This is a genomic window from Halococcus thailandensis JCM 13552, from assembly GCF_000336715.1.
Classification (GTDB): Archaea; Halobacteriota; Halobacteria; order Halobacteriales; family Halococcaceae; genus Halococcus; species Halococcus thailandensis.
The window spans coordinates 1-25,345 of record NZ_AOMF01000157.1 but is presented as its reverse complement, the minus strand read 5'-3'; the positions used below and the strand labels follow the sequence as shown (position 1 = coordinate 25,345).

Genomic DNA, 25,345 nt, shown 5'->3' with positions numbered 1-25,345 from the left:
CGCCGAAAGGGATAGGGCGCTCGCGCCCGCCGAACGACCGTGCTCGACAGCTATCCCGATCTCGACCCCAACGCGGGCGAGGTGCTGACCGAAGAGCTCCACGTGAACGACGACGTGCTCGTGAAGGCGTTCGCGCTCGGTCCCGACGCGGAGATCGAACCGCACGAACACGAGGGCGCGACCAACGTCTTCCACGTTCTGGAGGGCAGCGTCGTCGTGACTCGCGACGACGAGGAAGAATCCGTCTCAGCGCCGGGAATCGTCGCGAACGAGCGCGGCGCGGTCCACGGCGCGCGCAACGAGGGCGAGGAGCGGGCGGTGCTCACCGCCAGCCTCTGTCCGCTACCGTCGTAGCTACTCGTCGGTCTCAGCTTCGTCCGATTTCGTCTCGCTCGTGTTCCCGTCGTCGGCGTCCGCTTCTTCGTCCACGTCCTCCTCGTCGACCGCACCGTCGGCCCCGTCGTTCGTCGTCCGTCCGGCGAGCCCGGCGAGATGGGCCGCCTCCTCGGTGATAATCCCCGCGCCGAGGCGGGCGGCGTCCTCGCTGCCGGGGAGGCAGAACACGGGGACGCCGTCGACGATCCCGCCGGTGGCACGAGTGGCGACGACGCGCGTCCCGATCTCGTCGCGCGAGCGCGCACGGAACAGTTCGCCGAAGCCCGGCAGCTCCTTCCCGAACAGCGGCCGGATCGCCTCGATCGTCACGTCGTCCGGTGTCACGCCCGTGCCGCCGGTGGTGACGATGCAGTCGACGTCATCGCGACCCGCGAGCGCGTCGACCGTCCCCTGGACCGTGTCGTACTCGTCGGGGACGAGCTCGCGCGTCGGCAGCTTGTCGTCCTCCTCGACGGCCGCGGCGATGGCATCGCCGGCCGGATCGTCGTCGAGCGTCCGGGAGGTCGAGACCGTGACGACGGCGATCCCGACCGGCCCGAAGTCGTGCTCGTGGGCGTGGATCGCCTCGTCCTCGTGGTGGTCGTGGTGATCGTGCCCGTCAGAACCGTCCGCGTCGTGTGAATCGGCCATGCTGGAGGCCGGAGCGCCCGGGACAAAACTCCCCATGCTTTTGGTCGTGCCGACCCTCGAATCGGATATGTACCACGGCACGCCGAGCCGACGGGGCGGGCCGCGATGAGCGACGACGGCTACGTCCACGACCCGGAGTCGTTCGACGACGATCGCCCGCGCAGCGAGTACGACGAGGCGCGCGCCCGCGCCGCCGACCAGGAGTTCGACTGGCGCGGCTGGGTGCTCGTCGGCATCATCGTCGTCGCCTTTCTGGTCGTCCCCGGGCTGATTCTCGCACTCCCGCACGCCAGCGGGCTGCTCGCCGCGGTCGGGCTGACCTGGCGCGACACCTTCCTCGTGCTCCCGCTCGCACCCGCGGTCGCGCTCGGGATCGCCGCGATCTGGGCGACCGCACGGGCCTGAAGCCAGCACCGAAATTCGCCAGTTTGTCGCTTCCCTCACCGCTAGCCGTTGCGGTTGGCGCGCGGGAGCGCCCGGAGGGCGCGACTCGCGCGAGGGGCGACTGAGCGAACGGAGTGAGCGAGGGAGTCGGTTGGGGAGGCGTGTGGCTTGCGGTCCTCGTTTGCGGCAGGATCGAGGCGGTTCGAGAGCCAGCAACAGCTATCGGGACATCCGCCGGGAGCAACACCAAAAGTCGACGCACCGGCGCGACGACCGATTCGTCATTCCACCGGGACTTCGACGAGCGACATCTCGTCGCTCGGCACGACGGTTTCGAGCGTCTCACTCAACTCGTCCCAACTCTCCGGGCGATACGCGTCGATGCCGAAGCTCTCGGCGAAGGTGACGAAATCGGGATTCGTGAGACCGGTCCCGGTGTGCTCGCCCCGGTGATCCACCTGCTTCGCCGAGATGAGGCCGTAATCGTCGTCGGTGAACAGCAGGATCGTGAACCCACAGCCCAGTCGAGTGGCGGTCTCGATCTCGGCGGCGTTCATCAGGAAGCCGCCGTCGCCGGTGGCGGCCACCACGTTGGAATCGACAGAGAGGTCGGCGGCCACCGCACCCGGGACGGCGATCCCCATCGTCGCCAAGCCGTTGGAGATGATGCAGGTGTTCGGGTCGTTTGTCAGGAAATTCTGAGCGATCGCCATCTTGTGGTTGCCCGTATCCGAGACGAGGACGTCCTCGTCGGCCATCGCGTCCCGGAGGAAGGGAAGCGTGCGGCGGATGGAGAACCCCTCGTCGGGATCGGGACGGCGCGTCACGTCCGCGACGATCGACTCGCGGAGGTCGGCGTACCAGTCGGTGTCGGTCTCGATCGTCGTGTCGGTTCGCTGGATCGCGCGCAATCCGGCCGAGACGTCGGCGACGATCTCGACCTGCGGGTTGTAGTGGGCGTAGACTTCCGCCGGCTCGAAATCGAGATGAATGATGCGCTTTTCCTGATGTGGGTTCCAGTTCTCGGGGTCGTGCTCGGCGATATCGTAGCCGACGGCGAGGACGACGTCCGCCCGGTCGATGGCGCTCGCTGCCTGACCGTCCGCGCCGGAATCGAGCGTCAACAGCGAGTGGTCGTCGGCGTCGGAGACCGCGCCCTTGCCCATGTAGGTCGCCACGATGGGGATATCGGTCTCGGCGACGAACGAGCGCAAGCGCTCGGCCGATCGGGTGCGGATGCCGCCGTTGCCCGCCAGCACGATCGGGTGGTCGGCGTCGGCGAGCAGCGCCGCGGCGCGCTCGATCGCCTTTCCGTCGGGGCTCGGCCGGCGCACGCGATTGCGCGGCGGCAGCGGTCGGTGATCCGTGTCGGTGGCCGCGACGTCCTCGGGGAACTCGAGGTGGGTCGCGCCGGGTTTCTCGTGTTCGGCGAGTTTGAACGCCTTGCGCACCGATTCGTTGACGATCTCCGGATCGGAGATCCGCGTGTTCCACTTCGTGATCGGCGCGAACAGGTTGACGACGTCGATGTTCTGGTGGCTCTCCTTGTGGAGACGTTCGAGGCCACCCTGACCGGAGATGGCGACGACCGGACTCTTGTCGAGGTGGGCGTCGGCAACACCGGTCAGAAGGTTCGTCGCGCCCGGGCCCAGCGTGCTGAGACAGACGCCGGCATCGCCCGTGAGCCGGCCGTGGACGTCGGCCATGAAGGCCGCGCCCTGTTCGTGACGGACGGGGACGAACTCGATCGTCGAATCGCGCAGCGAGAAGAGGATGTCCTCCAGCTCCTCGCCCGGCAGCCCGAAGACGTACTCGACGCCCTCGACTTCGAGACTCTCGACGAGCAGATCGGCAGCGTTCATGCCGGCGGGACGCACCCGCCGCACATGACTCCACCGGCGCTCACGTGGGTCGGTGGTCGGGGAAAGCTTTTGCGGCCATCGGTGGTAGAGCAGGTATGACGACCACCGAGGAACTGGCCGACTTCGTCACGGACGTCGCCTACGACGACCTCTCCGAGGACGTGCGCGAGGAGCTGAAAAAGCGCGTGCTCGACTCCGTGGGCATCGCGGTCGGTGCGCTCGGGGCCGACGCGACCGAAAGCGTCCGCGAAACGGTCGAAGAGACCGGCGGCGGCGATGCGGCCCGTCTCTGGGGGACGGACGGGCGCGCCAGTCCGACCGGTGCGGCGACGTACAACACGAGCCTCACGCGCTATCTCGACTTCATGGACTCGTTTCTCGCACCGGGCGAGACGCCACATCCGAGCGACAACATCGGGAGCCTGATCGCCTGTGGCGAACACGTCGACGCCTCTGGTACTCAGCTCATCGAAGCCGTGGGGACGAGCTACGAGATACAGGGCGAACTCGCCTGGAACGCACCCGTGCGCGATCGTGGCTACGATCACGTGACTCATACCGTGATCTCGGCGGCCGCCGGCTCCGGAAAGATCCTCGGATTGGACCACGAGCAGCTCCGCAACGCGATCGGCATCGCCGGCACCGGGCACAACGCGCTGCGCGTCACCCGCACGGGCGGGATCAACGAGTGGAAGGGGATCGCGAGTGCGAACGCCGCCCGCAATGCGGTGTATTCGGCGCTGCTCGCACGAAACGGGATGGAAGGGCCCGTCAACCTCTTCGAGGGGCAGAAGGGCTGGAAACAGATCGTCTCGGGCGACTTCTCGGTCGATCTCGATCCGTCCTGCGAGCGCGTGTTCGATACGATGACCAAACGCTACGTCGCCGAGACCTACGCCCAGTCGGCGGTCGAGGGCGTCATCGAACTCGCCGAGGAGGCCGATATCGATCCCGAGCAGGTGAACTCGATCCATCTCGACACCTTCCACGGCGCGAAGCTCATCATCGGCGGCGGCGAGGGGAGCAGATACGAGGTCGAAACGAAGGCCCAGGCCGATCACTCGCTCCCGTACATGCTCGCGGCCGCGCTCATCGACCGCGAGATGACCAACGACGCCTACGACGAGGAGCGTATCCAGCAAGACGACGTACAGGAACTGCTCCGGAAGGTCGAGGTCGAGGAGGACGAGGAGCTCACCGAACGGTTCGAGAACGGCGAAATGCCCGCCGTCGTCGATATCGCGCTCGCCGACGACTCGATGCGCCACATCGAGAAAGACGCGTTCAACGGCCATCCGACGAACCCGATGACGTGGGAGCAGGTCGAGGAGAAGTTCACCACGATGACCGAGGACCGGTACGACGAGGACCACCGCGAAGAGATCGTCGACACCGTCGAGAATCTGGAAGCACACGACGTGGCCGACCTCACCGCGTTGCTCGATTGAGAGGACGGATCGCGTGAGCGAGCCATAGCGTTGGAAAGGATGTCACTGGCCTGAATTGGCCGGGAGAGTGTTTTTGTTCGATCCGTGAGTCGGTAGAGAGTTGGATGCGGAGTAATCGGTCGCACGCGAATCCCAACGACTCACAACCATGGTAGAATGGACCGAACGCCGACCACCGGAGGGGGAGTATCGCATGCTCGATGCAGATGGTCAGCTCGACGGCGACCCGCCGGAACTCGACGACGACGAGCTGCTGGCGATGTATCGGACGATGGTCGCCACTCGCACGTTGGAGGACAAGATGTTGAACATGCAGCGAAGCGGCGAGGCGAGCCTCGTTGCGCGCTCGCGCGGCGAGGAAGCCACACCGCTTGGGTGTGCCGCCGCGCTCGCGCCCGACGACTGGATCTTCTACACCTACCGGCAGAACCCGGCGCTGCTGTACTGGGAATACCCGATGGCAGAGATCGTCGCCGGCGACATGGGTGCCGAACCCCAGACCGTCGCCGAGCATCTCGACACCGACGAACCCGACGTGAACTTCTCGCCGGATTACACGCCGGTGGGAGTGAACACGACCAACGCCGTCGGAATGGCGATGGCCGACAAGTTCAACGACAACGAGACGGTGACGATGGTGTTCGTCGGGGATGGATCGACCAGCGAAGGCTCGTTCCACGACGCGATGAACTTCGCCGGCGTGTTCGAACCCCCAGTCGTCATCGTCTGTCAGAACAACCAGTGGGCGATCTCCGAGCCGTCACACCGCCAGACCGGTGCGGAGACGTTCGCCAAGAAAGCCGAAGCCTACGGTGTTCCCCACGAACGCGTCGACGGTAACGACGTCTTCGCCGTTCGCGAGACAGCCGAAGAGGCCGTCGAACGCGCCCGCAACGGGGACGGGCCGACGTTCATCGAGTGTGTGACCTACCGGATGGAAGAGCACAACACCTCCGACAACCCCGACGTCTACCGGGACGATAGCGAACAGCGCGACGAGTGGGAAGAGAAGGATCCACTCGCGCGCTACGAGACGTATCTCCGCGAGGAAGACGTACTCGACGACGATCTCGCGGACGACGTTCAGGCGGATGTCGACGAACAGGTCTCCGAGGCCGTGGCTGCAGCACGGGAGGTACCCGATTCCGAGCCGGAGCGGATGTTCGACTACCAGATCCACGACACGCCGTGGAACCACGCCCACCAGCGCGCCGAGCTGGAACGCGAACAGAACGGCGAGAACCCGTTCACCGACTTCACGGGCGAGGGGTTCGATGAGTGAGACCTATCCGGCCCCCGCATCGGATCACGACGCCGACGAGACCGACGAGATCGATCTCGTGACTGCCGTCAATCAGACCCTTGACCAGGAGATGGCACGGAACGATAGCGTTCGCCTCATGGGCTACGACATCGGCCCGATCGGCGGGGTCTATCGGGCGACCGAAGGACTGCTCGAAGAGTACGGCAACGAGCGCGTCATCGACACGCCGCTCTCGGAGAACGGCATCATCGGCACCGCAGTGGGAATGGCGATGGCCGGCGAACGCGTGGTGCCGGAGATCCAGTTCATGGGGTTCTCCTACCCCGCATTCGGCCAGATCATGTACGCGCTCGTGAAGATGTACGATCGCACGGGCGGAGATATCGAGGTGCCACTCACGGTCAGAATGGCCTACGGTGGCGGCGTGAAAGCGCTCGAATACCATCAGGAATCGACCGAGGCCTACTACCTCCACACGCCGGGCATCCGGGTCGTCTGTCCGAGCACACCCTACCAGGCGAAGGGGCTGCTCACGGCGAGCATCCGCCACGACGATCCCGTGTTGTTCATGGAACCGAAGAAGATCTATCGCGGCGGCAGTCAGCCAGTACCGACCGAAGAGTACACCCTTCCGCTCGATGCAGCCCGGCTGGTCCGCGAGGGTGAGGACGTCACTGTGCTGACGTGGGGAGCGATGGTGCGCCACGCGGTCGCGGCGAGCGAAACCGTTGATGCCGACGTCGAAGTCGTCGATATCCGCTCGCTGTCGCCGCTCGACGTCGAGACGATACTCGAATCGGTGAAGAAGACGGGCCGCTGCGTCGTGGTTCACGAGGCACGGCGAACGCTGGGACTGGGCGCGGAGCTATCGGCACTCGTCAACGAGTACGCCCTCGACAGACTGAAAGCACCCGTAAAGCGAGCAACGGGCTACGACGTCCATTTCCCGAGCCACGACATCGAGGACGACTACCTTCCCGACGAGGAGCGCGCCCAGTATGCCATCGAGGCGGTGATGAACTATGAGTTCTGAGCATCCGACGCCGACGAGCGAGCATCGTACAGTGGACAGCCACCGGTGGGGTGAACGATGAGCTACGAGTTCGAGCTTCCCGATCCCGGTGAGGGATTGACCGAGGCCGAGATCGAACAATGGCACGTCGAAGAGGGCGACGAAGTCGCGGAGGACGACGTACTCGGCGAGGTCGAAACCGACAAGGCCGTCACCGAAATCCCAGCCCCAATCTCAGGCACGATACAGGAGATCACCGCCGAAGAGGGCGAGACGGTCGACGTCGGGACGGTTATCGTCGTCTTCGACACCGGCGATGAGGCCGAGGACGAAGACACGGAAGAGGCTGAAGAGACGGACGAATCGACCGAGGAATCCGAGGACGAAGAAGCTGAGGCCGAACAATCAGGTGACGAAACGGAAGACACCGAAACCGGCGAAGAAGCGACTGAGGAAGAAGAACCCGAAGAGGAAGAGCCGGAAGAAGCCGTCACGGAAGCCGGAACCGAGGACGAAGACGAAGAAATCGATGAGTCGGAGGAACCAGCGACCGGCGACGAACGGGTGTTCGCCGCACCGAGCACCCGACGCTACGCGCGCGAGGAGGGCGTCGACCTCGCCGCGGTCGATGGCTCCGGTCCGGACGGCCGAGTGTTGCGCGACGACATCGACGAGCAGGCGGGCAATGGAGAAGCGGAAACGGGCACGATCGAAGAACTCCATCCAAGCGTCGATATCGAACCGACGGCGATAGACGAAGACGAGTCGCGGTCGGAACGGCGCGACCTCTCGGGGCTTCGCGGGCAGATCGCCGACAACATGACCCGTTCGCTGACCGTCACCGCCCAGCTCACGTCCGGGTTCGAGGCCGATGCGACGGAGCTCGTCGCGCTCAAAGAGCGGTTGAACGAAAAACACGACGTCCACATCACCTACACGCCGATCCTCTTGAAGGCAGTCGTGCCAGCCCTGAAGGAGTTCCCACTGGTGAACGCGAGTATCGACGACAGCACGGGAGAGATCGTCGAGAAGCACTACTACAACGTCGGCTTTGCGACCCACACCGAGGATGGGCTCATGGTGCCCGTCATCAAGGACATCGACGGGAAATCGATCGTCGAGGTCGCAGAGGAGATGACGGAGCTGGCCGAACAAGCCCGCGAGCGTTCGATCGACGTTGCGGACATGCAGGATGGGACGTTCACGGTGACGAATCTCGCGCTCGATGGCGAGCATCGCACGTTCGGCACGCCGGTCATCAACCATCCCGAGGCGGCCATCATGGGGATCGGCCCCATCGGCGAGAAACCGATCGCAGTGGACGGCGACCTCGAAGTCCGTGAGCAGGTTCCGCTCTCGCTGTCTTTCGATCACCGGCTCATCGATGGCGTGACGGCTAATCGCTTCATGGAGCACGTCATCGAGGCGATCGAGGATCCCGACGTGCTGCTCTCGCGGCTGTAACCGTCCTTGTTGATTCCTCGCCAACTACTAAGTGATCGGCATGCGAACACGAACGGGTATGAGCGATAGACCGTTCGACAGAGCGTTCGACTTCCTGCACGTCAACGAACGACCGGAAAAACCCCGCGAGAAGGGAATCACCGAGATGCGCGGGCCGTACTACGATCCGATGGGCCCCCGCGAGCTACGGGACATCCTCGAAACGATGGGCTGGTACGTCGATATCTACAAGTTCTCGGGCGGGTCGTTCTCGCTGATGCCCGAGGACGCGGTGCGGGAACTCATCGACATCTGCCACGAGTTCGACGTCAAGGTCTCCACCGGTGGGTTCATCGAGAACGTCCTGATCCGTGACAACGACAAAGTGGACCGATACGTCGAGGAGTGCGCCGAGATGGGCTTCGACATCGTGGAGATCTCCTCCGGTTTTCTCGCGATCGATGCCGACGACATGGTGGCGATGACGGAGATGGTCTCGGAGGTCGACGGTGTCGAGCCGAAACCCGAGATCAACGTCCAGTTCGGCGCGGGCGGTGCCTCCGATCCAGAGGATCTGGAGGAAGGCCAACAGGATCCCGATATGGCCATCCGCGAGGGCGAGCGCCATCTCGACGCCGGTGCGGATCTCCTGATGGTCGAGGCCGAGGGAATCACCGAGGAGGTCGTCGAGTGGCGCACGGACGTCGCCTATCGGATCGCCAACGAACTCGGCGCGGAGAACTGCGTTTTCGAAGCGCCGGGCCCCGAGATGTTCGAGTGGTACATCAAGAACTTCGGTCCCAACGTCAACCTGTTCGTCGACAACTCACAGATCGTCGAACTCGAATGCATGCGCTCGGGGCTCTGGGGCAAGACCACCAGCTGGGGGCGCACCACGACCTACAGCGGCGACTGAGGCCACGCGGTCTTTCGCCGCAAGGGCACAGGGAATGCCGGAATCCAACGATTTGAGATGTTGGCGCTCGTTTCGTTCCCGTGAACGTCGTTTTCCACCACACTGACGACGACCCGGAGCTCCACGCGCGTGTCACCGGCAACATCGAGAACCTGCTCGACGACGAGACGGTCGAAACCGACGACGTGGCGCTCGTCTCGAACGGTGGCGGCATCACCTTGCTCACCGAGGACTCGCCGGAGCGCGAAGCGATCGAAGACCTCCAAGAACGAGGCGTCGTGTTCAAACAATGCAGCAATACGCTCACGGGTATCGACACCGACGAAGACGATTTGATCGACGGCGTCGAACTCGTCTCGTCGGGCGTGGGCGAAGTCGCCCGGCTCGAAGCGGCGGGCTACGTCTACATCACGCCCTAGAGGAACAGCGCCGGGATCGTGTTCCGGAAGATGTTGAGCGAGATGATAAAGAGTAATCCGATGACGAACCACGTGAATTTCTGCTCGTCGATCTCGATGCGTCGGAGATAGGTCCCTAGGAGGAGGCCGAGGATGGCGACGACGGCGATGACGGAGCCGAGCCAGAGGCGATAGGGAGTCATCAGATCGGTGAAGAACGTCATGAGAACGATGCGGGTGGCGAAGATCGTCCCGAGCGCCATCGACAATCCGCCGATGTATTTCTCGGCATCGCGCTCGAAAGTATGGAAGTACGCCGGCAGCACGGGCCCGAGGTTCGCGGCGGCGAGGAGGAACCCCTCGACGAGTCCGATGGCACCCAGCGCGATGGGATGGTGGGCCTCCTCGATGACGACGAAGTTCTCGACGATCTGGAAGACGACGTAGCCGAGGATGATGAGACCGATCAGGAACGGCACGAGCGGGCCGGTGCTGAACTCGGTGAGAAAGACCACGCCGATGATCGTACCGATGATGGCGAGGATCATCAGCGGCCACTGCTCGCGGACGAACCCGATGCCAGTTCCGGTATCGCCCATCTGAAACACGTTGATGATCAGCGGCGGGACGGCGAGGACCACCACCGCGAGCGTCGGGTCGATGACGCTCACGAGGACGGGTGTGACGATGAGCGAGAAGCCGAACCCGAGCATCCCCATGACCGTTCCGCCGAGGATTGCAACGCCAATGAGCAGGGCGAACAGCCCCCCCGAGACGTTCGATTGAATTCCCTGCGTGACGTTCTCCACCCCTGGGAAGAGCACGATCGCCGCCGCGATGGCGACGAAGGTCGCGCCCGTCATCAGCACTTCGCGGTAGTGGAAGTGGGTGAGATTGTCGATGAACTGTGCGACGTCGATGCTGGATTCGCGTGTTCCCATTCGATGAATACTCCGAAGATGGCCGGTAGCGTGCCGACCGCGCTTGAAGAGAAACAGGAGTGGCACACCTATGGGGGCGCGGTCTGCGGAGAGAACTGCACGTATACGGGTCGAGTCGTTTCCGTCCGATCCGTTGCCAACGCGGCTTTACGGGACGCTATGGACGATACAGTCTGTTCATGACTGTCACGGAAGTCGGCAATATTTGTGAGTTCTATGAGGAATGGCGACACCGATCGGTCGTGTCGAGAACATGGCTGAGAGGAGTAAGCCCCCTTCTGTTCGTCCCGGCATTCGGCTGAGCGTCCACGTCCCTGCCGGACTACCGTGCGGCCGATCCGCGTGGCGTGGACTTGCACCGGTGAGGGTTCGCCGTTCCATCCGTTCTCCCCGGTCTGCATTCTGTGGGTTAGCTCCCTTCCCTCGCGGGTCGGTTCGCGCACGTCATCACTCGCGGGGAGCGGTCTCGTTGCTGTTCCAGCGCCGACGGTCTCCCGTCCCGGGGTTTCCCCGGTCACCTGCCCGGCGGTGGGGGGACTTTCCTCGCGTGCGTGCCCGCTGGCACGTGCGTGCCTGCTGGCACGCCGCGGTGGCCGGGCTCTCTCTGCCGATTCACGATAGGCCGGCGGTCGTCAAAAGCGGTTCGCTCGTTACGCGAAATCGACCGCCGCGGCGTCCGCACGGGCGCGGTCGGTCGCCGCGTCGAGATCGAACTCCCGGACGAGCTCGCCGTCGCGGAGCAGGGGTTCGAGCAGCGGTTCGCCCTCGCTGTCGGTGTCGGCGAGTGCGACGTGATGACCGCCGTCGTCCGTGCGATAGACCTGCTTCTTGCCGGAGAGTTTGCCACGTTTGGCGGCGGGCTCGCCGTCGATCGCGACGATATCGAGCGCGAAATCAACCGGGTCCGCGTTCGAGACGTAGCCGCCGACGCCGAAGCCCGCGGCAACGTCGCGGAGCTCGCGGAGCGCATCGGGATCGAGACCGCCGCTGACGAACACCTCGACGTCCTCGCGGCCGCGCGCGTCGAGCTCCCAGCGCACCTCGCGGATGATATGACGGATGTCGCCCCGCCGGGAGCCCGTCGTGTCGATACGCACGCTGTCGAGGTTCTCGCCGAGCGCGTCGGCCGCGCGCAGCACCTCGTCGACCTCGTCGGAGTAGGTGTCACAGAGCGTGATCCGTGGCACCGAGTCGGCGACGGCCTCGTCGAAGGCCGTCCACGCTTCCTCCTGATTGCCCTTGCCGAAGGCGATGACGAGCGCGTGGGGCATCGTCCCGCTCGCCTCGCGATCGAGCAGCTCGCCTGCAGCCACGTGCGAGAAGCCGTCGAAGCCGCCGAGCAGCGCGCTCCGCTCGACGACGGCCGCGATCGACGGATGGACGTGGCGTGCACCGAAGCTCAGCAGCGACGCATCGGGAGCCACGCGGCGCGCGCGTAGCGCGTTCGTCGCCATCCCAGATGCCTGTGAGAGAAAGCCGAGGAGAGCGGTCTCCAGCCGGGCGAAATCGAGATACGGCCCCTCGATCGACATGACCGGGCCGCCGTCGAACAGTCGGCCCTCGGCGAGTGCGTCGACGTCGATCGACCGACCGGCGAGCAGGCGGGCGGCGTCGGCGATCCCCGCAAACACCTCGAACGAAGCCGTGGGAAACTGGTCGGCAGTGACCTCGGCGACGACGTGCGGGTTCTTCCCAGCGTGATCGAGCGTTTCGACGGTACGCTCGAAGTAGGCGTCGGTCGCACGACCCTCGCGAATGGTCTCGGGGGTGACGATGTCGAACGGCTCCGGCATGGGGAGAGTGCTCGGTCGATCGACAAAAACCATTCGTCACCCGCGCGCGTGGACCGCATCGAGCGCCGACGGCTGCGGGGCATTGACGACCGTCACGGTATCGCCCGATCGGGAGACGCGGAAGGCGTCGGTGAAGGGGCTCGACCGTTCGATCTCCCAGACGCCCTGTCGGCCGAGAACACGTTCGCCACCCCAATGGCTCAGCAGTTGGCGGTAGCCGCGGACGAACTCGCGGGCCTCTTCGGGCGAGTCCCACGCGAGCTTCCAGACGTAGCCCGTTTTCCCGTCGTTCTCGTAGACCGCCATCCGATCGCCGTCCCAGCCGTCGGTGTACGCGAGTGCGTAGTCGAAGGGATCAGTCTGGTTAACACTCCGCCCCTCGGAGTTGATGAACTCGTCGGGCCGGACGACCGACGAGCGGTTGTAGTCGTCGTAGATGGTGTAGCCGAACATCGCCGACAGCCCCGACTGGCCGAGCGTGGCGTAGTCCGGCCGGCCGTTCGGTCGCACCCGCTCCCAGCCGCTCGCGGTGCGATCCCGAACGGTGAGGTTCGTCGGCGTGTCGTTGCCGTACTTTTCGGGATGGATGATCTGTTCGGAGCTTGCGGGGATATCCTCGTAGAGATCGTTCACACCCTGCCAGCCCGCGCGGTCGTAGACCGCATCGACGAACGCCGGTCCGTCGGCGTACGGGAAGTATTCGAGCGCGTAGACGCCGAGATGGAGGTCGCCACCACCACCGCTCCCGCCCGCACCGCCGACGTCGAGACAGCGCCACTGGCCGCCACAGTTGCTCTCGTAGCGGCGCTCGACGTATCTTGCCTCGCCCTCAACGAGCCCGTTGCGGGCGTTGTAGCCGTCACGGGTTGGGGGCGCGCCCTGTGAGAGGTTGAACTGCTGGTCCTGGAGCGCGTGGACGAGTTCGTGGGCAAGCGTCGAACGCCCGAGTTTCGGGGTCTCACTATCGGAGACCACCACGATGGAGTCGTTGCGGGGGCTGTAGTAGCCGAGCACGTTCTGGTTACTGTTCGATTGCTGGACGGCGAGTGAGTCGTTGTTCTCACCGATGAGGAACAGCGCCTCGAATTTCGCGTTGTCGAAGGTCCGGAACGCCGGCGAGCGCGCCCCACCGCCGGTCGCGTTCGGTGACCCCTGGAACTCCTCGCGCGAGATGACCTCGACCGGCACGGTACTCTCGAACTCCAACCCTCGAACGCGCTCGATGCGGGCCATCGTCCGGTTGACGAGCGCGGACTGCTCGCTCGCGTTGAGGCCATCCGTCCCCGTGACAGGGATCGACTCGTTGTACCAGTAGCCACCCTCCCAGCCGAGCACGTCGTCGGCAGGGTCGGCGAGGTTCTGTGCCGGAGCATCGGGGGTCGCGGTAGCTCCGGCATCGCCAGCGCCGTTCGTCCCGGAGCCGTTCGGACCACCGGTCGTTCCCTCACCACCGATGGAGAAAGGGACACTGCAGCCGGCGAGAACGACGAGAATCACACAGAGGGCGGCGGCTCGGGGTCGCATTGTCCGAGACGGGGGCGCTATGGCCAAAAAGGCCCCGGCTGGCGAGCAAAGACACTTGTCGAATCCGGCGATAGGGCGTGTATGCAGTTCGATCCAGACCGAACCGCGGTCGTCGTGGTGGACATGCAAAACGGGTTCTGCCATCCCGACGGCAGCCTCTACGCCCCGGCGAGCGAACACGTCGTCGAACCGATCGCGGAGTTGGTCGAGGGAGCCAGAGAAGCGGGTGCGGCCGTGCTCTACACTCGCGACGTCCATCCCGACGACCAGTTCGCGGACAGCCACTACTACGACGAGTTCGAGCGCTGGGGCGAGCACGTCGTCGAGGGGACGTGGGAGACCGAGATCGCCGACGGGCTCGACGTCCGGGAGGACGACCACATAATCGAGAAACACACCTACGACGCCTTCTACAACACCGAACTGGAAGGATGGCTCGACGCCCGCGGCATCGACGATCTCCTGTTCTGTGGCACGCTCGCGAACGTCTGCGTGCTCCACACGGCCGGCAGCGCCGGTTTGCGCGACTTCAGGCCGGTGCTCGTCGAGGACGCGATCGGCTACATCGAGGAGGACCATCACGAGTACGCGCTCGATCACGCCGACTGGCTGTTCGGTGAGGTGACCGACCGCGAGAACGTCGAATTCGTCTGATCAGGGACGGAACAGTCGGTAGGCCCCCTGGCCGGTGGCGACGGGTTTGGTCTCGCCGTCGGGCGTCTCGCTCTCGACCGTCACTGCGGAGACGCCGACGCTCGTACCCGCCCGGATCACCTCGGCAGTCGCCGTCAGATCGCCGGCGGCCGGTCGGAGGTAGTTGACGTTCAGATTGATCGTCGAGACGCCGCCGTTGATCGGATCGTCGAGCGCCGGCCGGAGCGCGATGCCGCCGGTGGTGTCGATGAGCGTCGCGGCGATGCCGCCGTGGATGCGCGCGGGCATCTCGCTGCTCTCGCCCGGCCCGGAGTTAGTCAGTTTCGTGTCGAACGGGATCGTCATCACGAGTTCGCCATACTCGATCGACTCGACACGTGCGCCGAGCCAGGACAGATAGCCGTGGGCGTCGACGTAGCGCTGGAGGAGATCGGCCGTCTGGTCGGGAACGTCGGCATCGCTCATGGCGGTTCGTAACCGGCGATCGGTTTGTACCCGTCGATAGCGTCAACCGACCGATAGCCTCAGGCGAACGCGGATCGTTCGATTCGCATGAGCGATGGCCCCGAGTACGACATCGACTTCCGCGACCAGCCCGAGCGCTACGAGATCGGTCGCGGCGAGGAGGGGGTGTTCAAAGTCGAGCCGTACAAGAGCGAGCTACTGGATCTATGGGGCTACGCCGACCGCGAGACCGCCGACGAGGCGGGCGAGAGGCTCCATCGAAAATACCGGGAGTACCGCGAAAACGACGATTTCCCCGGGATGGACATGGCGCGGAAATATCTCCAGATGGGCTATACGCGCGCGATGCGGTACGCACGCTATCCCGGCGGACAGAAATACGAAGACGGCGAGGAGCGCGACCCCGAACACTGGGCCGATCACGACAAGCGCGAGGCCGCACTGATCTACGAAGTGTGGTGGGAGACGGTCGAAGACGACGAACGCTATCAAGAACTAAGAGAACGCCACCGCGAGCGCCACAGCTGATCAGCCGAGCCGTACCGGATCGTCACTTGGCCGGAGTTCCACTGTGACCGTCTCACCGACGGCGAACTCCCGATCTGGACAGATGAGCTTCGCGCCGAAAGTATCGCGGGCGCAGAACAGCGAGAGCCCGGTGATCGGCGCGCCGTTCGCGACGATTTCGAGGTCGTTCCAGGACACGTCGCGGCCGGTCGCGCGGCCGACTTCCTGGTCGAACAGCGAGATCGGTCCGTCGCGGCTCCCGTGCGCACCGCCGCCCGCGTAGTGAACGAGCCCACCGTCGAGAACCGCACCCCCGTCGCTCGCGATGCCGACGAACCGCTCGCCCGGCGCGGGATGAGCGGGTGCGTCGAGGATGGCGTAGGTCGCGCCGCTCTCGACGACTTCCCCGACCCCGTCCCAGTCGAGTCCTTCCGTGTCGACGTCGAGGGCGAGCGGTTCGGACCCGCTCGCGCGTGAGAGGTTCGCATCGGGATCGCGGAATTCGAGATGGACGTGGTTGTCGACCCACGGCGCGAAGAAGCCCGCACGGACGAGTCGTCCCATCCCGTCGCCGATCGCGAGCGTGTCGCCCGCCGCGACCGACGGCTCGACATGGAGGATGCGCGCGACGTACTCGCCCGTATCGACGAGCACGAGATGGTCGTTCGCGGCGGCGTAGGGTTTCGACGGTGCGCGCACGGTCCGAGTGTCGATCACCTCGCCGGCGACGGGCGAGGGAGCGATCGAGCGGTCGCCGTCGGTCACCGGACCGAGCCCCGCATTGGGGTAGAGATCGACGGCGCAGCCCCGCACGTGGGCGACGTAGGGCGAGTTGTACAGCGAGAAGCGGCGATAGGGCGAGAGCGCGTCCGCCGAGAGGGTGACGGCCATCGCCGACTGAAGGGCGCGTGAGCGTTTATGCGGACCGTTGTAGTGTGCGAGGAATCTCACAACAGCCCCTTAGCCTCCGCACTCGTAGCCGTGCCATGCGCGTCTTCGACGGCCGGGCAGCCGACATCGACGCCGACAGGGAGCGAACCCGGGCGATGTTCGATTTCACGAAGGAGACCGACGAGCCGGCCGTTCGCGCGTGGTGCCCCCACCGACAGGTCGCGTTCGGACGGCGCGATGCCCGCGCTGACGGCTACGAGGAGGCGACACGAGCCGCTGAGGATAAGGGATTTCCGGCCGTCGAGCGAGCGGTCGGCGGCCGGGCGGTCGCCTACACGGGCTCGACGGTCGCGTTCGCGCGCGCAGAGCCGACCGACGGACGAGCGATCCAGCGACGGTACGACCGGGCGAGCGCCGATCTGCGGCGTGCGTTCGACCGGCTCGGCGTCGAGGCGCGCCCCGGCGAACCGCCCGATTCGTTCTGTCCCGGCTCGCACTCGCTCCAGGCGAACGGCAAGATCGCGGGACTCGCCCAGCGCGTCACGGACGAAGGCGCGCTCGTCGCCGGCATCGTCCTCACTCGCGACGCCGACGCGATCGCCGACGTGCTCGCCCCCGTCTATCGCGCGCTCGACGTCCCGTTCGATCCCGCGAGCGTGGGTAGCGTCGAGCGGGCCGACGGCGAGAGCGAGCCCGCGACCGTCGCCGACGAGATCGAGCGGGCGCTCGTCGAGGGCTATCGAGAGGACGCGGGCAATCGACAGGATTAGGCGCGCAGGCACGCCAGCGAAGGCATGTTGATCCAGGATGCGACGCTCGCCGACGGTCGTCGGCGCGACGTTCGCGTGGAGGGCGAACGCATCGCCGCCGTCGAGCGCCGACTGTCGCCACGCGACGACGAGCGAATCGTGGATGCCGACGGCAAACTCCTCCTGCCGGGGATGATCGACGCGCACGTCCACTTCCGCGAACCCGGCTTTCCCGCCAAGGAGACGTGGGCGAGCGGCAGTCGGGCGGCAGCCGCCGGCGGCGTCACCACCGTCGTCGATCAGCCGAACACGGAGCCACCGACGATCGACAGGGAGAGTTTCGTCGAAAAGACGGCACTGGCCGCCGACTCGCTCGTCGACTTCGGCATCAGCGGCGGCGTCACACCCGACTGGAACCCCGACGAGCTGCTCGCCGAACCGCTGTTCGCGCTCGGCGAGGTCTTTCTCGCCGATTCGACGGGCGAGATGGGCATCGACGCCGACCTGTTCGCGGACGCGGTCGCGGCGGCCACCGATCGGGGTGTCGCCGTGACCGTCCACGCCGAGGACGCCGACGAGTTCGACGAGAGCGTGCGGCCGTCAGGCGAGGATGCCGGGGACGGGCAGCGCCAGGGAGCGAACGAGCGCACGGACGCCGACGCCTGGAGCGCCTTCCGAACGCCCGAAGCCGAACACGCCGCCGTCGAGCGTGCCTGCCAAGTCGGCGAGGAACTGGGTTCACAGCTCCACATCGCCCACACGAGCACCCCGGGCGGCATCGATCGTGCGGCCGAATCGGGTATGACCTGCGAGGTGACGCCCCACCACCTCCTGCTCTCGCGCGACGACCTCCCCGAACTGGGGACGTTCGGACGGATGAACCCGCCGCTACGAAGCGAACAGCGGCGAGAAGAAGTCTTCGAGCGCGTCACCGACGGGACGGTCGACATCGTCGCGACCGATCACGCACCCCACACTCGCGTGGAGAAGGACGCCGGGATCTGGGACGCACCGAGCGGCGTGCCGGGTGTCGAGACCGCCCTCCCACTCCTTCTGGCCGAGGCCCGCGAGGGACGACTGAGCTACGAACGGGTGCGCGATCTCACGGCGGCGACCCCCGCAGCCGTGTTCGATCTCCCGCGAAAGGGACGGGTCGAGGGGGGCAAGGACGCCGATCTCGCCCTGTTCGATCCCGATGCGACGCACGAGATCAGGGGCGAAGAGCTCCACTCGAAGGCCGGCTGGACGCCGTTCGAGGGCTGGGACGGGATCTTCCCGGAGTGGACGATGGTGCGCGGCGAGACGGTCTATCGGAACGACGGGAACGAGGAGTTCGGCGACGCACGCGGCGAAAACGTCCGCTCAGGGGAGTAGCGGCGTCACGATCACGACGCCCGCCATCACGCCCGCACCGAACCCCGAGAGACGGGTCATCGCCCGCCGTGAGTCGCGTTCGGTCCAGTCGGTGTTCGTGTCGAGACGGCGCTGGAGCCCCTCGATGCTGCGGCCGGCGAGCGCCGAGCCCGACCAGCCGAGGATCCCGAACCCGAACGCGAGCGTCCCGACCGCGAACGTCTGCGTACTGGCGGTCGTCGGATCGTCGAGAACGGCGATCACGACGGCGGCGATCCCTCCTAGAACAACTCCGACCGCGCCCGCGGTGGTGACGAGACGGAGTCGCCGACGGAGCCACGCGAACAGCGGTCCGTATCGGGCCATCGACTCACTCGACGGTCTCGCGCATCCGCGGGTCGAGCGCGTCGCGCATCCCGTCGCCCAGCAGGTTGAAGCCGAGCACCGTGATCGCCAGGAACAGTCCCGGGAAGAAGGACAACCACCAGTCGCCCGTCAGCAGTCCGTTGCTGACGCCGTTTTTCAACATCAGCCCCCACGACGGCGTGCCGGCCTGCGCGCCGAAGCCGAGGAAGGACAGCGCCGCGAGATCGATGATGGCGAGCCCGAAGTTCAGCGTGCTCTGGACGGTGATCGGTGCGAGACAGTTCGGCAGCACGTGGCGGACGAGCACGCGCGGATCGCGCGCGCCGAGCGCCACCGTGGCGTCGATATACTCGTCCTCCAGCACTTTGAGCGCTGCACCGCGAACGACACGCGCGAAGCGGGGCGTGTAGACGAGCGTGAGCGCGATGACGACCTTCGACAGCCCCGCGCCGAAGATGGCGACCAGCGCGAGCGCCAGCAGTAGCGACGGAAAGGCGAGGAAGACGTCCATCGTCCGCATCACGACGTTGTCGACGACATCGCCGTAGTACGCCGCGATGATGCCTAGCGAGATGCCAAGCACCGTGGAGGCACCGACGACCAGCACGCCGAACTTGAGCGCCAGCCACGCGCCGTACAGCACGCGCTTGAAGATATCGCGCGCGGCGGCGTCGGTGCCGAAGAGGAACTGATCGAGCGCCGCGGAGCCGAGCCAGCCGGGCGGGGCCTTGTTCGGATGCGCCGCGAGCTGTGACTGTGAGATCGCGCCGAGATCGATGAACAGCCGGGCGTAGACGCCGAGGAGCACCATCCCGAGAATGAGGCTCAACCCGATGATCGCGAGCCGGTTCGAGAGCAGTTCCGAGAGGAACGGCGAGGCGCGCAGTCGCTCGACGATGCCCCGGCTGTCGGTCGTAGTGGACGTTTCGGTCGCCATTATCGATGGATACCTCTCATTGTTGGATCCGTGGGTCGAGATAGCTGTAAGTGACGTCGACGCCGAGATTCACGAGCGTAAAGAGCAGCGCGAACACCAGCACCGTACCCTGGACGAGCGGGTAGTCGGTCGCGCCGATCGCCGCGACGAGCAGCTGGCCGATGCCGCCGATGCCGAAGACCGTCTCGGTGAGCACCGCACCGCCGAGCAGCGTGCCGAACTGGATGCCGATCACGGTGATCACGGGGATGAGCGCGTTCCGCAGCCCGTGTTTCAGTATGGTGATCCGCTCACCCTGCCCTTTCGCGCGCGCAGTGCGGATGTAGTCCTGCCGGATCACTTCGAGCATCGACGAGCGCATCATCCGCGACAGCAGCGCCATCGAGTAGATGCCGAGCGTCAACACCGGCAGGAACAGGTGTTGGACCGCCGAGATGAACGAAGCGTAGTATTCGGTCAGCGACGCGAACGCGCCGAGCCCCTCGCCGTAGAGGATCGACTGGACGAACGCGCCCGTATCGAGGATGAACGTATCGATCGACACCATCCCCGTCAGCGGAAGCTGCGTGCCGAACAGCACCCAGTGATCTTCGAGGAAGAAGGTGCTACCGATGCGCCCGCTCGTCGGCAGCCAGCCGAGGAAGGTCGCGAAGACGAGCAGGACCAATGGGCCGCTCCAGAAGATCGGGACCGAGATGCCGGTCAGCGCGCCGATGCGGGTGACGTGATCGGTCAGCGAGTCCTGTTTGACCGCCGAGAGCACGCCGAGGGGGATCCCCAGCAGGATGGCGGTGATCTGGCCGTAGATCGCGAGCTCGATCGTCACCGGCAGACGGTCGGCGAGCACGTTCCAGACGGGGCTGCCCTTGGCGATCTGGTAGGACTGTCCAAAGTCGAGCTGAGCGGTGTCGGCGAGAAAGCGGCCGTACTGGACCCAGATCGGGTCGTTCAGCCCGAGCTCACGCCGTAGCTGGACGACCTGCTGGGTCGGCGCGCGCTGGCCGAGGATCACCCGCGCCGGATCGCCCGGTGCGAGATGGAGAATGGCGAAGACGACCGTCGCCACGCCGAACAGCACCGGCACCAACAGGAGGAGACGTTTCGCGATGAACCGCTTCGAGACCATATAGATCGTTCCTGTGGGTGACTACTGTTTGAGCTTTACCGATTCGAGATACGGGTTGTTGATCGAGGTGACGGTGAACGTCGACTGATCGACGGCCTGATTGACGCCACGCAGCGTCTTGGCGTAGTCGACGAACACCCAGGGTGCCTCCTCGTGGGCGACCTTACTGGCCTCCTGATAGATCGATTTGCGCTTGGACTCGCCGTAGGTCTTCTGTCCCTTCTCGGTGAGATCCATGAACTTCCGGTTGGCCCACGCCGAGGCGTTGTTCGTGTTGTAGCCCTCGGTGTCGAAGCTCACCCAGTCCTGGCCCTCGGGGACCTCGGATTTGTCGACGCCCGGATGGAGCAGCACGTAATCGAAGTTGTCCGGGTCGGCGTTGTCGGTGTACCAGCCCAGGAAACAGGCGTCGTGTTTGCCCGCGTACGTGTATTCGAGATAGGACGAGAAGGTGGAGAACTGGTTGATCTTCACCGAGATACCGATATCCGAGAGATCGGATTTGACCTGCTGGGCGGTCTGGACGGGTGAGGGGTTGTAGCCCCGCGGGTTCGAGAACGTCGCCAGCTCGAAGGAGAGCTCCGACTCGCCGGCCTCCTCCAGCAGTTTCTTCGCCTTCTCCTTGTCGTTCGAATACGGATCGATCGAGTCGTTGTAACCGGTGACGTTCGGCGGGAGCGGCTGATCGGCCTGAGAGGCGAACCCCTCGTAGATGTCGTCGACGATGGCCTTCGTGTTGACCGCGTGGCTCACCGCCTGGCGCACCTTCTTCTTCCGGAACGGCTCGTAGCGCTCCATGTTCATCGCCATATAGCCGATGTTGATGCCGTCCTTCTGGAGCAGCGAGGCGCTGTCGGAGTTCTGGAGCTGTTTCGAGGCCTGTGCGCCGATGCCGTCGATGATCTGGGCGTCGCCGTTGATCACGGCCTGTGCGCGCGTGGAGTTCTGGCCGATGGTCGTGAAGATGACGCGATCGAGATACGGCCCGTCGTTCCAGTAGTCGCCGTTCTTGCCGAGCAGCACGCGCTGGTTGCCGTCGTCGAGCTCCTCGAAGGTGAACGGCCCGGTGCCGACGGGGTTCTTGCCGAGCTGGTTCTGTTTCTTGCCGAGATCCTCGATCTGTTTCTTCGAGAGCACCGCCGAGGGGAACATCCCGAGGTTGCGCAGGATCGGCGCGTACTTCTGTTTGAGCTCGATTTCGAGGTCGTAATCGCCGTTCACGGTGACCGACTTGATCCAGTCGCTGTACGTGACCGACGCGTAGCCGGAGGGCTCGCCCGAGACCGCGTCATTGCCGAGGTAGTACTGGTAGCTATCGTCGACGAACCGGCGGTAGGTCGCCTTGAAGTCGTCCGCGGTGAACTCCTCGCCGTTGTGGAACTTCACGCCCTGTCGGAGCTTGAGCGTCACCGTCGTGCCGTTCAGCTCGTAATCCTTCGCCAGTCCGGCCGTGAGCTTCCCGCCGCTGCCGGGGACGAACGCGATGAGATGGCTATACACCTGGTCGGTGATCTTCGCCACCTCGCCGCTGGTCGACTGATGGGGGTCGTAGTTGGAGGGGTAGTCACCGCGGGCGTAGGTGAGCGTGCCGCCGCTCTGGCCGCCACCGCCGCCGTTGCCGCCCCCGCCGGAGCCGTTCCCACCGGAGCCGTTGGCGCCCGATCCGTTGCCGCCCGAGCCACCGCTGTCGAGACAGCCGGCCATCGCCGCGGCCGCCGCACCGCCGGCCGCCGTGAGGAACGACCGCCTACTCGTGTCGCTATCGAATGACATGGTGGCTACTGACGAGAGTGGATTAATAAGAGTACCGGAAAAAATTGCGTCAGACGTCAGTGCGGGCGGTCGGTTGGCTGCTCGTGAACCGCCTCGGGGTCAAGCCCCGAGGCTTCCCGCGGGTTAGTCGGACACTCCCACTCGACCATCGGCCTGATAACCTCGAACGGTCGGATGGGTCACGGTCGGGGCGTCCACGGCCCCCGATGCCTGCCGTCGCACCTTCCGAACAACAGGAAGACTGTTGAGAGCAGGCACATTCCAATCGAGTTTCTTCACGCCTTTCACGGCGATGTTGACGCTTGCACCACGGTCACTGTGGTCTTGATGAGAACACGACCGACATTTGAACCGCTTTTTGTTGCGGTTCGCACGCTCTGTGTGTCCGCACATCGGACACCGCTGGCTGGTGTACTCGGGATTAATCCACGCGGTCGGAATACCCTCAAACGACGCCTTGTACGACGTATAGAACTGAAGGGTACGGAACGGGAGGTGGTGCAAGCGTCGGTTCATCCGTGTGCCGTAGTCGATACTGTCACGCATCTCTTTGAGGTCTTCAAAGACGATGCACGGCTTCTCAAACTGACGGCTCCACTCCACGATGTGCCGACTCACCTTGTGGAGTCGGTCGCGGACGAACCGTTCTTCCCGTCCTTCGAGTGTGTCGTGTATGCTGTCCTTCCCCGCGTTCTGGATGCGCTTCCGCATCGTGAAGTAGCGGTGGCGCTCGAACTTGATTTCGGGGAAGTCGATAACCAACGTGTCTTCGACGCCATCTTCGGACAAAGCGGTGAGAGCCACGTTATCTTCGTTCACGTCCACACCGACGACCGTCCGTGAGTCCTGCTTGTCTCGGACTATCTGCCCGGTGTTGGAGACGTTGACGTGCAACTCGGGGTTCTCGTTGTGGAATAGGGATTCTGCTGTCCCAATGTTCCACCCATCGCTTTCGAGTGCGGTTTTGAGAATGTCGAGGTGGGCGTCACTCCCTTTGAGGACGCCCTTGACGTGGTTGTACGGCTTCGCGCTGATGCGGAAGGTCACATCGCCGTCGTCGGTGAGCGACAGGTTGTACCCTTCCTCGTAGTTCGCACGAAGTGGGTACGCCCTGTCCTTGGTGTGACTCGGAAGGCCGAAGTCGTCGTACTCGTAGTAGTTCTCCATCGCACCGAGAGCCTTCGCAACGATGCGCTGTGTCGTGTTTTTCACGAGGTCAGCGTCGTCGGCCACGCGGTCGGGAATCGCGCCCCAGTCCACGCCGTCTTTGGCGAGTCGAATGGTTTCATTGTACACCCGACGGGCTTCAAGCGTGGCATCGTACAACGGACTCTCATTGTTACTCTGGATGTCGAGTTGGAAGTCCAGCGTCTTAACGAGAGCCTGTTCGTTGGTCATTCTTCAGATTCGTTGAGCCAGTCGTTGACGAGTCTTCTCACTACGTCGGACTTGGTTTCATCAACCTCGATGCATTTCTTCGAGAACTCCTTGTACACGTCGTCCTCAAAGTCCACGGACAGTCGTTTTGTCATCTCACATCCTTACTTAGATACTGAAATGCTTAATTCTTGTCCACGTACTGTCTGTATGGGCGAGAATCGTTCAAACTACACGATGTGCAACGTCAACTACCACTTCGTGTGGTGTCCGAAATACCGTCACGCGATACTCGAACCAATCGGGGAATCGCTGGAAGCGAGTTTCCGCGACGTGTGCGCCGAGTACGATTACGAGATACTGTCATTGCACATCTCGCCCGATCACGCACATCTGTTCCTCTCTGCCCACCGAAATATGCGCCGAGCCAAATCGTGCGGACGGTCAAGAGCATCACGGCACGGGAGATGTGGGAACAACACGAAGCGTGTTTGGAGGAGTATCTGTGGGGCGGTGGATTCTGGGGACAGTCGTACTACATCGGAACGGCAGATCAGGTATCCAGCGAGACGATTGAACGGTATATCGAACGAACAGAACACGTCTAAGTGTCGGCTTCACCCTCGGGGTCAAGCCCCGAGGCACTCGCCTTGCTTATCTGTAGAGATGGCACGCGGCGGGGTGAGCCTCGTCCTGCAGGACCGGCCGGTCGCGCTCGCAGACGCTCTCGAAGCGCTCGCGGAGCCGGTCGGCCGCACCCTCCCAGTCGCCAGCGACGACCCGCTCGAAGGAGTCCTCGATGACCGAGCGCGATCGCTCGTCGAGTTCGTCGCCGTGCTCGAAGAACTGCTCCCAGAACGCCCGCGTCGGCACGTCCGTCCCACCGTCCGCCGCGACCGTCTCCGCCCGCTCGGCACCGGTGTCTGCGCGCACGTCCGCCACCGAGATCGATTCGCTCTCGACGCGCTGGCGGTAGTCCATCACCTCGCGGTAGGCTTCCTGAGGAACATCGAGCTCGTCGGGCGGGATGACCGCCGGACAGCGCGTGTGGAACCGACAGCCGGAGGGCGGATCGATCGGGCTCGGCACGTCGCCTTCGAGCACCACCCGATCGGTGTCGCTCGTCGGATCGGGCT

25 protein-coding genes, 1 other RNA gene and 2 pseudogenes are annotated in these 25,345 nt (G+C 64.8%); 13 read left to right on the top strand and 15 right to left on the bottom strand.

All coding sequences use genetic code 11. The annotated features are described in order from the left end of the window. Nucleotides 1–39: 39 nt before the first annotated feature. Nucleotides 40–354: a cupin domain-containing protein gene (locus tag C451_RS11365; protein ID WP_007740660.1), complete on the top strand. Its 315-nt coding sequence runs from the start codon at nucleotides 40–42 to the stop codon at nucleotides 352–354. Here the strand turns inward: C451_RS11365 and C451_RS11360 are convergent, their stop codons facing one another. After that, the gene (locus C451_RS11360; RefSeq protein ID WP_007740659.1) at nucleotides 355–1,026 is read right to left on the bottom strand and encodes a MogA/MoaB family molybdenum cofactor biosynthesis protein; all 672 of its coding nucleotides are present in this window, start codon (nucleotides 1,024–1,026) and stop codon (nucleotides 355–357) included. Between the two features lie 105 nt (nucleotides 1,027–1,131). On the opposite strand from C451_RS11360, the gene C451_RS11355 reads away from it, so the two are divergent. Then, a complete protein-coding gene (locus tag C451_RS11355) occupies nucleotides 1,132–1,431 on the top strand; it encodes a hypothetical protein (RefSeq protein WP_007740658.1) in 300 nt (99 codons plus the stop codon). Between the two features lie 260 nt (nucleotides 1,432–1,691). Here the strand turns inward: C451_RS11355 and C451_RS11350 are convergent, their stop codons facing one another. After that, on the bottom strand, nucleotides 1,692–3,272 hold the full coding sequence (locus tag C451_RS11350; RefSeq protein ID WP_007740657.1) for an acetolactate synthase large subunit: 1,581 nt from the start codon (nucleotides 3,270–3,272) through the stop codon (nucleotides 1,692–1,694). Between the two features lie 95 nt (nucleotides 3,273–3,367). Here C451_RS11350 and C451_RS11345 point away from each other — a divergent pair, with 95 nt between their 5' ends. The 6 genes from C451_RS11345 (at nucleotide 3,368) to C451_RS11320 (ending at nucleotide 9,774) form a co-directional block, all read left to right on the top strand. Then, the gene (locus C451_RS11345) at nucleotides 3,368–4,720 is read left to right on the top strand and encodes an MmgE/PrpD family protein (protein ID WP_007740656.1); all 1,353 of its coding nucleotides are present in this window, start codon (nucleotides 3,368–3,370) and stop codon (nucleotides 4,718–4,720) included. Between the two features lie 148 nt (nucleotides 4,721–4,868). Continuing rightward, nucleotides 4,869–6,002, top strand: coding sequence for a thiamine pyrophosphate-dependent dehydrogenase E1 component subunit alpha (locus C451_RS11340; RefSeq protein WP_007740655.1), 1,134 nt, complete (start codon nucleotides 4,869–4,871; stop codon nucleotides 6,000–6,002). Beyond that, nucleotides 5,995–7,017, top strand: a complete 1,023-nt coding sequence (locus C451_RS11335; RefSeq protein WP_007740653.1) for an alpha-ketoacid dehydrogenase subunit beta — start codon at nucleotides 5,995–5,997, stop codon at nucleotides 7,015–7,017. Before C451_RS11340 ends, C451_RS11335 begins: the two co-directional genes overlap by 8 nt. A gap of 57 nt (nucleotides 7,018–7,074) precedes the next feature. Beyond that, nucleotides 7,075–8,460, top strand: coding sequence for a dihydrolipoamide acetyltransferase family protein (locus C451_RS11330; protein WP_007740651.1), 1,386 nt, complete (start codon nucleotides 7,075–7,077; stop codon nucleotides 8,458–8,460). Between the two features lie 58 nt (nucleotides 8,461–8,518). Further along, nucleotides 8,519–9,355, top strand: a complete 837-nt coding sequence (locus C451_RS11325) for a phosphosulfolactate synthase (RefSeq protein WP_007740649.1) — start codon at nucleotides 8,519–8,521, stop codon at nucleotides 9,353–9,355. Between the two features lie 80 nt (nucleotides 9,356–9,435). Beyond that, complete coding sequence (locus C451_RS11320) at nucleotides 9,436–9,774, top strand: DsrE family protein (RefSeq protein WP_007740647.1); 339 nt, start codon at nucleotides 9,436–9,438, stop codon at nucleotides 9,772–9,774. Here C451_RS11320 and C451_RS11315 read toward each other — a convergent pair. From C451_RS11315 to C451_RS11305, 4 genes are all read right to left on the bottom strand, one after another. Then, the gene (locus tag C451_RS11315) at nucleotides 9,771–10,694 is read right to left on the bottom strand and encodes a sulfite exporter TauE/SafE family protein (RefSeq protein ID WP_007740645.1); all 924 of its coding nucleotides are present in this window, start codon (nucleotides 10,692–10,694) and stop codon (nucleotides 9,771–9,773) included. The two genes, C451_RS11320 and C451_RS11315, sit on opposite strands and share 4 nt — an antisense overlap. 255 nt (nucleotides 10,695–10,949) lie before the next feature. Beyond that, nucleotides 10,950–11,303, bottom strand: an RNA gene (gene rnpB, locus C451_RS11560) — RNase P RNA component. Between the two features lie 41 nt (nucleotides 11,304–11,344). After that, nucleotides 11,345–12,487, bottom strand: a complete 1,143-nt coding sequence (locus C451_RS11310) for a nicotinate phosphoribosyltransferase (RefSeq protein WP_007740644.1) — start codon at nucleotides 12,485–12,487, stop codon at nucleotides 11,345–11,347. Nucleotides 12,488–12,523: 36 nt separating this feature from the next. Next, the gene (locus tag C451_RS11305) at nucleotides 12,524–14,011 is read right to left on the bottom strand and encodes an Hvo_1808 family surface protein (protein WP_007740642.1); all 1,488 of its coding nucleotides are present in this window, start codon (nucleotides 14,009–14,011) and stop codon (nucleotides 12,524–12,526) included. 81 nt (nucleotides 14,012–14,092) lie between these two features. On the opposite strand from C451_RS11305, the gene C451_RS11300 reads away from it, so the two are divergent. Further along, the gene (locus C451_RS11300) at nucleotides 14,093–14,665 is read left to right on the top strand and encodes a cysteine hydrolase family protein (RefSeq protein ID WP_007740641.1); all 573 of its coding nucleotides are present in this window, start codon (nucleotides 14,093–14,095) and stop codon (nucleotides 14,663–14,665) included. Here the strand turns inward: C451_RS11300 and C451_RS11295 are convergent, their stop codons facing one another. Further along, entirely contained in the window at nucleotides 14,666–15,130 is a 465-nt protein-coding gene (locus C451_RS11295; protein ID WP_007740640.1) for a PaaI family thioesterase, read from the bottom strand. Nucleotides 15,131–15,217: 87 nt separating this feature from the next. Here C451_RS11295 and C451_RS11290 point away from each other — a divergent pair, with 87 nt between their 5' ends. Further along, nucleotides 15,218–15,658 carry a DUF4385 family protein gene (locus C451_RS11290; protein ID WP_007740639.1) on the top strand — a complete coding sequence of 147 codons (441 nt, stop codon included), beginning with the start codon at nucleotides 15,218–15,220 and terminating at the stop codon, nucleotides 15,656–15,658. Here the strand turns inward: C451_RS11290 and C451_RS11285 are convergent, their stop codons facing one another. Continuing rightward, nucleotides 15,659–16,528, bottom strand: a complete 870-nt coding sequence (locus tag C451_RS11285) for a hypothetical protein (RefSeq protein ID WP_007740638.1) — start codon at nucleotides 16,526–16,528, stop codon at nucleotides 15,659–15,661. Nucleotides 16,529–16,623: 95 nt separating this feature from the next. On the opposite strand from C451_RS11285, the gene C451_RS11280 reads away from it, so the two are divergent. Further along, on the top strand, nucleotides 16,624–17,298 hold the full coding sequence (locus C451_RS11280; protein ID WP_007740636.1) for a lipoyl protein ligase domain-containing protein: 675 nt from the start codon (nucleotides 16,624–16,626) through the stop codon (nucleotides 17,296–17,298). A gap of 24 nt (nucleotides 17,299–17,322) precedes the next feature. After that, on the top strand, nucleotides 17,323–18,651 hold the full coding sequence (locus C451_RS11275) for a dihydroorotase (protein ID WP_007740635.1): 1,329 nt from the start codon (nucleotides 17,323–17,325) through the stop codon (nucleotides 18,649–18,651). On the opposite strand, the gene C451_RS11270 is transcribed toward C451_RS11275, so the two are convergent. From C451_RS11270 to C451_RS21095, 6 genes are all read right to left on the bottom strand, one after another. After that, nucleotides 18,640–18,996 (bottom strand): DUF7268 family protein, encoded by a 357-nt coding sequence (locus C451_RS11270; protein ID WP_007740633.1) that lies wholly within the window; start codon nucleotides 18,994–18,996, stop codon nucleotides 18,640–18,642. The genes C451_RS11275 and C451_RS11270 overlap by 12 nt on opposite strands. Nucleotides 18,997–19,000: 4 nt before the next feature. Further along, a complete protein-coding gene (locus C451_RS11265; RefSeq protein WP_007740631.1) occupies nucleotides 19,001–19,933 on the bottom strand; it encodes an ABC transporter permease in 933 nt (310 codons plus the stop codon). Between the two features lie 16 nt (nucleotides 19,934–19,949). Further along, entirely contained in the window at nucleotides 19,950–21,059 is a 1,110-nt protein-coding gene (locus C451_RS11260; protein WP_007740628.1) for an ABC transporter permease, read from the bottom strand. Nucleotides 21,060–21,080: 21 nt separating this feature from the next. Continuing rightward, nucleotides 21,081–22,832: an ABC transporter substrate-binding protein gene (locus tag C451_RS11255; protein WP_007740627.1), complete on the bottom strand. Its 1,752-nt coding sequence runs from the start codon at nucleotides 22,830–22,832 to the stop codon at nucleotides 21,081–21,083. 123 nt (nucleotides 22,833–22,955) lie between these two features. Next, nucleotides 22,956–24,230 carry an RNA-guided endonuclease InsQ/TnpB family protein gene (locus C451_RS11250; protein WP_007740626.1) on the bottom strand — a complete coding sequence of 425 codons (1,275 nt, stop codon included), beginning with the start codon at nucleotides 24,228–24,230 and terminating at the stop codon, nucleotides 22,956–22,958. After that, complete coding sequence (locus tag C451_RS21095) at nucleotides 24,227–24,364, bottom strand: plasmid partition protein ParG (RefSeq protein ID WP_007740625.1); 138 nt, start codon at nucleotides 24,362–24,364, stop codon at nucleotides 24,227–24,229. The genes C451_RS11250 and C451_RS21095 overlap by 4 nt, the downstream gene beginning before the upstream one ends. Nucleotides 24,365–24,419: 55 nt before the next feature. Between C451_RS21095 and tnpA the strand changes: the two are divergent. Continuing rightward, nucleotides 24,420–24,817: pseudogene (tnpA, locus tag C451_RS11245) on the top strand (IS200/IS605 family transposase). A 46-nt stretch (nucleotides 24,818–24,863) separates the two neighbouring features. Here tnpA and C451_RS11240 read toward each other — a convergent pair. After that, a pseudogene (locus C451_RS11240) lies at nucleotides 24,864–25,345 on the bottom strand (peptide ABC transporter ATP-binding protein); the annotation flags it as partial.